The following is a 5,607-nucleotide window of genomic DNA, read 5'->3' as shown; positions in this document are numbered from 1 at the left end:
AGCCCCGGCACGGCCCGCCCGATTCGCAATCGGTCGGGCCGTCGCCCCTTTCTTTTCTCCCTCCTGTGCAACCCCCGGCAGGGCGTGCTTTCAGCACGCCTTGTCCCGGCTTCCCATGACAGACAGTCGCCCGTGGATGCTCTAATTTTTGAGGCCTGTGGGGAGCATGGCGAATGGGATGTTTCGCTGGTGTCAGTGGACCGCAGCCCTTTGTTGCTGCGGACCCGATCACGCCTGCGCCCGGACTCCCGTGTTGTCTTCGAGCTTCGAAGCCCCTCCGATCTTTTATCGCGCGAAACGCTGTCTCCGACACCGAGCCTTTGGGCTGTCACCCTCTCCGAAATGATAAACAGCAGGTTATTCGATGCACTTCAGCGAATTGATGGCAGTTCTTTCCACGCACGCGATCCGTCTTCAACAGGAAGAAGACGATCTGGTGATTCTCGGTGACGATGAGGGCCTTGACAGCGCCGTGCTCGACAGTCTCGGCGTGCATAAGGCGGAACTGCTCAAGCTGGTGGCTCGAAACGGTGGGGACTGGTTGAGCCCGGCCTTCCGGATTACCGCGGACATGCTGCCGCTGGCCGGCCTCAGCCAGGAGGCGATCGACCGTATCGTCGACGCGGTGCCCGGTGGTGCCGGCAATGTCCAGGATATCTACCCGCTGGCGCCCCTGCAGGAAGGCATTCTCTATCATCACCTGGCCGCCGGGCAGGGTGACCCCTATGTGCTGCGGGCGCTGTTCGGCGCCGATAACCGCGAACGCCTCGACGATTTCGCCCAGGCCCTGCAAGCGGTGATCGAGCGTCACGATATCCTGCGCACCGCCATGGTCTGGGAGGGTCTCGACGAGCCGGTGCAGGTGGTGCTGCGCGACGCCACCCTGGCGGTGGATGAGCTTGAACTGGCAGCCGCCGACGGGGATATCGAAACCCAGTTGCGCGAACGCTACGATTCCCGGCATTACCGCCTCGACCTGCGCCAGGCCCCGCTGATGCGCCTGGTCTGCGCCGAGGACCGGGCCAATGCGCGCTGGGTGGCGATCCTGCTGTTCCATCACATCGCCATCGACCATGCCGCGCTGGAGCTGGTGCAGTACGAGATGCAGGCCTACCTGCTCGGCGAAGGCCATGCCTTGCCCGAGGCGGTGCCGTATCGCAATTATGTGGCGCAGGTCCGGCTGGGGGCCGGGGCCGATGCCCATGAAGGCTTTTTCCGCGACATGCTGGCGGACGTCGATGAACCGACCCTGCCGTTTGGCGTGGTCGAGAACCCGGGCAGCGATCCGCTGATCGAAGAAGTTCGTATGCCGGTCGATGCTGCCTTGAGCCTGCGCCTGCGGGCCCAGGCCCGGCAGTTGGGGGTCAGCGCCGCGAGCCTGCATCACCTGGCGTGGGCGCGGGTGGTGGGCGCCGTTTCGGGCAAGTCCGATGTGGTCTTCGGCACCGTGCTGATGGGCCGGATGCAGGGCGGCGAGGGCGCCGATCGGGCCCTGGGCATGTTTATCAACACCTTGCCGTTGCGGGTGAAACTCGAGGGGCACGGGGTCCGTGAAGGGGTCAAGACCACCCACGCGCGCCTGACCGCCTTGCTCGGCCACGAGCACGCCTCCCTGGCCCTGGCCCAACGTTGCAGCGGCGTGGCCGCGCCGGCGCCCTTGTTCAGTTCGCTGCTCAACTACCGCCACAGTGCCGCCGAGTCGCTGGCTTCGGCCGAGACCCTGCAGGCCTGGGCCGGTCTGCACAGCCTCGGCGGTGAAGAACAGAGCACCTATCCGATCACCCTGTCGGTGGACGACCTGGGTGAAGGCTTCAGCCTGGCGGTCCAGGCCCTGGCGGAGATCGGTGCGCAGCGCGTCGGCGACTATATGCTGGCGGCCCTCGGTGGGTTGGTCGAGGCTTTGGAGCAACAGCCACAGACACCCTTGCAGCACCTGGAAATCCTTCCGCCGGCCGAGCGTCAGCAAGTGCTGCACGACTTCAATGCCACGGCGCGCGACTATCCCCGGCACAGCAGCCTGCAGGCCCTGTTCGAACTGCAAGTGGCGGTGCGGCCCGACGCAGTGGCTGCCGTCCAGGATGGCCAGAGCCTGACCTACCAGCAACTCAACAGCCGGGCCAATGGCCTGGCCCGTCACCTGATCGGCCTCGGCGTACAGCCGGGCGAACGGGTGGCGTTGCTGCTGGCGCGCTCCTTCGACCTGCTGGTCGGCCAACTGGCGATTATCAAATGTGGCGCGGCCTATGTGCCGCTGGATATCAACGCGCCGGCGGAACGCCAGGCCTTCATGCTGAACGACAGCGCGGCGCGGCAGGTCCTGACCCTGAGCGGCAGCGCGGTGCCCGAAGGTATCCAGCGGGTCGATCTGGACACCCTGGAACTGGACGCCGATGTACCGAACCCGACACTGGCCGGGTCCTCCGAGTCGGTGGCCTATATCATGTACACCTCCGGCTCCACCGGCACGCCCAAAGGGGTACTGGTGCCGCACCGGGCCGTCAGCCGCCTGGTGATCAACAACGGTTATGCCGATTTCAACGCCGATGACCGCGTAGCCTTCGCTTCCAACCCGTCCTTTGACGCCAGCACCCTGGACGTCTGGGCACCACTGCTCAATGGCGGTTGCGTGGTTGTGGTGGAGCAGTCGGTGTTGCTGTCCCTGGACGAGTTCCGCGCGCTGTTGCTGGCACGGTCGGTCAGCGTGCTGTGGATGACCGCCGGCCTGTTCCATCAATATGCCGACGGCCTGATGGAAGCCTTTGGCCGCTTGCGCTACCTGATCGTCGGCGGCGACGTGCTGGACCCGGCGGTGATCGTCCGGGTATTGGAAGAGGGCGCGCCGCGACATCTGCTCAACGGCTACGGTCCGACCGAGGCCACCACCTTTTCCACGACTTATGAAATTACTTCGGTGGGCAACGGTGGTATCCCCATCGGCCGGCCGATCGGCAACAGCCAGGTGTACGTCCTCGATGCCTTGCGCCAACCGGTGGCCGTGGGCGTGGCCGGCGAGCTGTATATCGGTGGACAGGGCGTGGCCAAGGGCTATTTGAACCGCCCGGAGCTGACCGCCACGCAATTCATCGCCGACCCGTTCAACGCCGAGGCCGGAGCACTGCTGTACCGCACCGGCGACCTGGCGCGCTGGACCGCGGACGGGGTTGTCGAGTACCTGGGGCGTAACGACGACCAGGTGAAAATTCGTGGTTTCCGTATCGAGCTGGGCGAGATCGAAGCACGCCTGGCCGATTGCCCGGGCGTCAAGGAAGCCGTGGTGCTGGCCCGTCAGGATGAGCCCGGACATAAACGTCTGGTGGCCTACCTGATTGCCGAGGCCGACAGCAGCTTGTCGGTGCCGGAGCTGCGTCGCGAGCTGGCGGCGTCCCTGGCCGAATATACGGTACCCAGTGCCTTTGTCGTCCTCGAGTCGTTCCCGCTGACCGCCAACGGCAAGCTGGATCGCCGGGCCTTGCCGGCACCGGACGCCGACGCCTATGCCAGTCGCGAGTTCCAGGCCCCCGAGGGCGAGCTGGAAATCACCCTGGCGCGGCTTTGGTCCGAGTTGCTGAAAGTCGAACGGGTCGGACGCCATGACCACTTCTTCGAACTCGGTGGGCACTCGCTGCTGGCGGTGAGCCTGATCGAGCGCATGCGTCAATTGGGCCTGAGTGCCGACGTGCGCGTGCTGTTCAGCCAGCCGACCCTGGCGGCGCTGGCCGCTGCCGTCGGTGGCGGTCGTGAAATCAGCGTACCGGCCAACCTGATTGTCGACGGTTGCCAGCGGATCACCCCGGACCTGCTGCCGCTGGCCAACCTGACCCAGGCCCAGATCGACCAGGTGGTGGCGACGGTGCCGGGCGGGACTGCCAATGTGCAGGATATCTACCCGCTGGCGCCGTTGCAGGAGGGGATTCTCTATCACCACCTGGCGGCCCGGGCCGGCGACCCCTACGTGTTGCAGACCCAGTTTGCCTTTGACAACCACGAGCGTCTGGGCGCCTTTGTCCAGGCCTTGCAGATGGTGATCGACCGCCATGACATCCTGCGTACCGGGGTGGTCTGGGAGGGCCTGGATTCACCTGTGCAAGTGGTCTGGCGTCAGGCGCGCCTGCACCTTGACGCGCTTGAACTCGACCCTGCCGCCGGCGATATCGGTGCGCAACTGCACAGCCGCTTCGATCCGCGTCACTACCGCCTGGACGTGAGCGAGGCACCGCTGATGCGTCTGGCCTATGCCGAAGATCCGCTCAACCAGCGGATCACCGCGATGCTGCTGTTCCACCATATGGCCCTGGACCATATGGCGATGGAAGTGGTGCAGCATGAAATGCAGGCCTGGCTGCTCGGTGAGACCGAGGCCTTGTCGGCGCCGGTGCCATATCGCAACTATGTGGCCCAGGCGCGCCTGGGTGTCAGCCCGGCCGATCATGAAGCGTTTTTCCGCGACATGCTCGGTGAGGTGGAGGAACCGACCCTGCCGTTCGGTCTGCAGGATGTACAGGGCGATGGCAGCGATATCGAGGAAGCGGTCCAGGCGTTGGATGCGCAGTTGGACCAGCGCCTGCGGGCTCAGGCCCGGCAGTTGGGGGTGAGTGTCGCCAGCCTGGTGCACCTGGCCTGGGCCCAGGTGCTGGGCAAGGTGTCGGGGCGCCGGGATGTGGTGTTCGGCACTGTGTTGATGGGCCGGATGCAGGGCGGCGAGGGTGCCGACCGGGCACTGGGGATGTTTATCAATACCTTGCCGCTGCGGGTTGCCGTGGGCGGGCAGGGTGTACGCGCCGGGGTCAAGGCGACCCACGCGCGGTTGACCGCGTTGCTGGGCCACGAACATGCGTCCCTGGCTTTGGCCCAACGTTGCAGCGGTGTGGCTGCGCCGACGCCATTGTTCAGCGCCTTGCTCAACTACCGGCATAGCGCCGTCGGCAGTGTTTCCGAGCGGGCCGTACAGGCCTGGCACGGTATCCATGCCCTCAGTGGCGAAGAGCGCACCAACTACCCGCTGACCTTGAACGTCGACGACCTGGGCGACGGTTTCAACCTGACCGCCCTGGTGGCCTCGTCGATCGGTGCGCAGCGGGTTTGCGGCTATATGCACACGACGCTGGAGCATTTGGTGGAGGCTCTGGAGCAGACGCCGCAAGCGTCGTTGCAAGGCCTGTCGATCCTGCCGGCCAGCGAGCGTGAGCAGTTGCTGGTGGGATTCAACGACACGGCACTGGAGTATCCGCAGGCGCAGACCGTTCATGGGTTGTTTGAAGCGCAGGTGCAACGTACGCCGGATGCCCTGGCAGTGGTGCATGGCGGGCGCCGCCTGACTTACCGCGAACTGAACGAGCAAGCCAACCGCTTGGCACACGCCCTGCGTAAACAGGGCGTGCAGCCGGATTCGCGGGTCGGGATCTGTGTCGATCGCGGGGCCGAGATGGTCGTCGGCTTGCTGGCGATTCTCAAGGCGGGTGGCGGTTATGTGCCGTTGGACCCGGCTTATCCGGTAGAGCGGATTGCCTATATGTTGCAGGACAGTGCACCGGCGGCGGTGCTGGCGCAGACGGCTACCTGTGACTTGCTGGCAGGCGTTTCGGTGCCGGTGATCAATCTCGATCAGGG

At 65.4% G+C, this 5,607-nt stretch carries 1 protein-coding gene (only partly in view); it reads left to right on the top strand.

Annotated elements, in window-relative coordinates; translation table 11 throughout:
- The first annotated feature begins 364 nt into the window (after positions 1 to 364).
- On the top strand, positions 365 to 5,607 hold the 5' portion of the coding sequence (locus HX830_RS32095; RefSeq protein WP_256350493.1) for a non-ribosomal peptide synthase/polyketide synthase. 25,957 nt of this gene lie beyond the right edge of the window; the window shows 5,243 of its 31,200 coding nt (coding positions 1-5,243); it begins with the start codon at positions 365 to 367; the stop codon falls past the right edge of the window.

The organism is Pseudomonas gingeri (assembly GCF_013385425.1).
Classification (GTDB): Bacteria; Pseudomonadota; Gammaproteobacteria; order Pseudomonadales; family Pseudomonadaceae; genus Aquipseudomonas; species Aquipseudomonas gingeri_D.
Note: the sequence above shows the minus strand (reverse complement) of the source record. Positions and strands in the feature narration are given on the sequence as shown.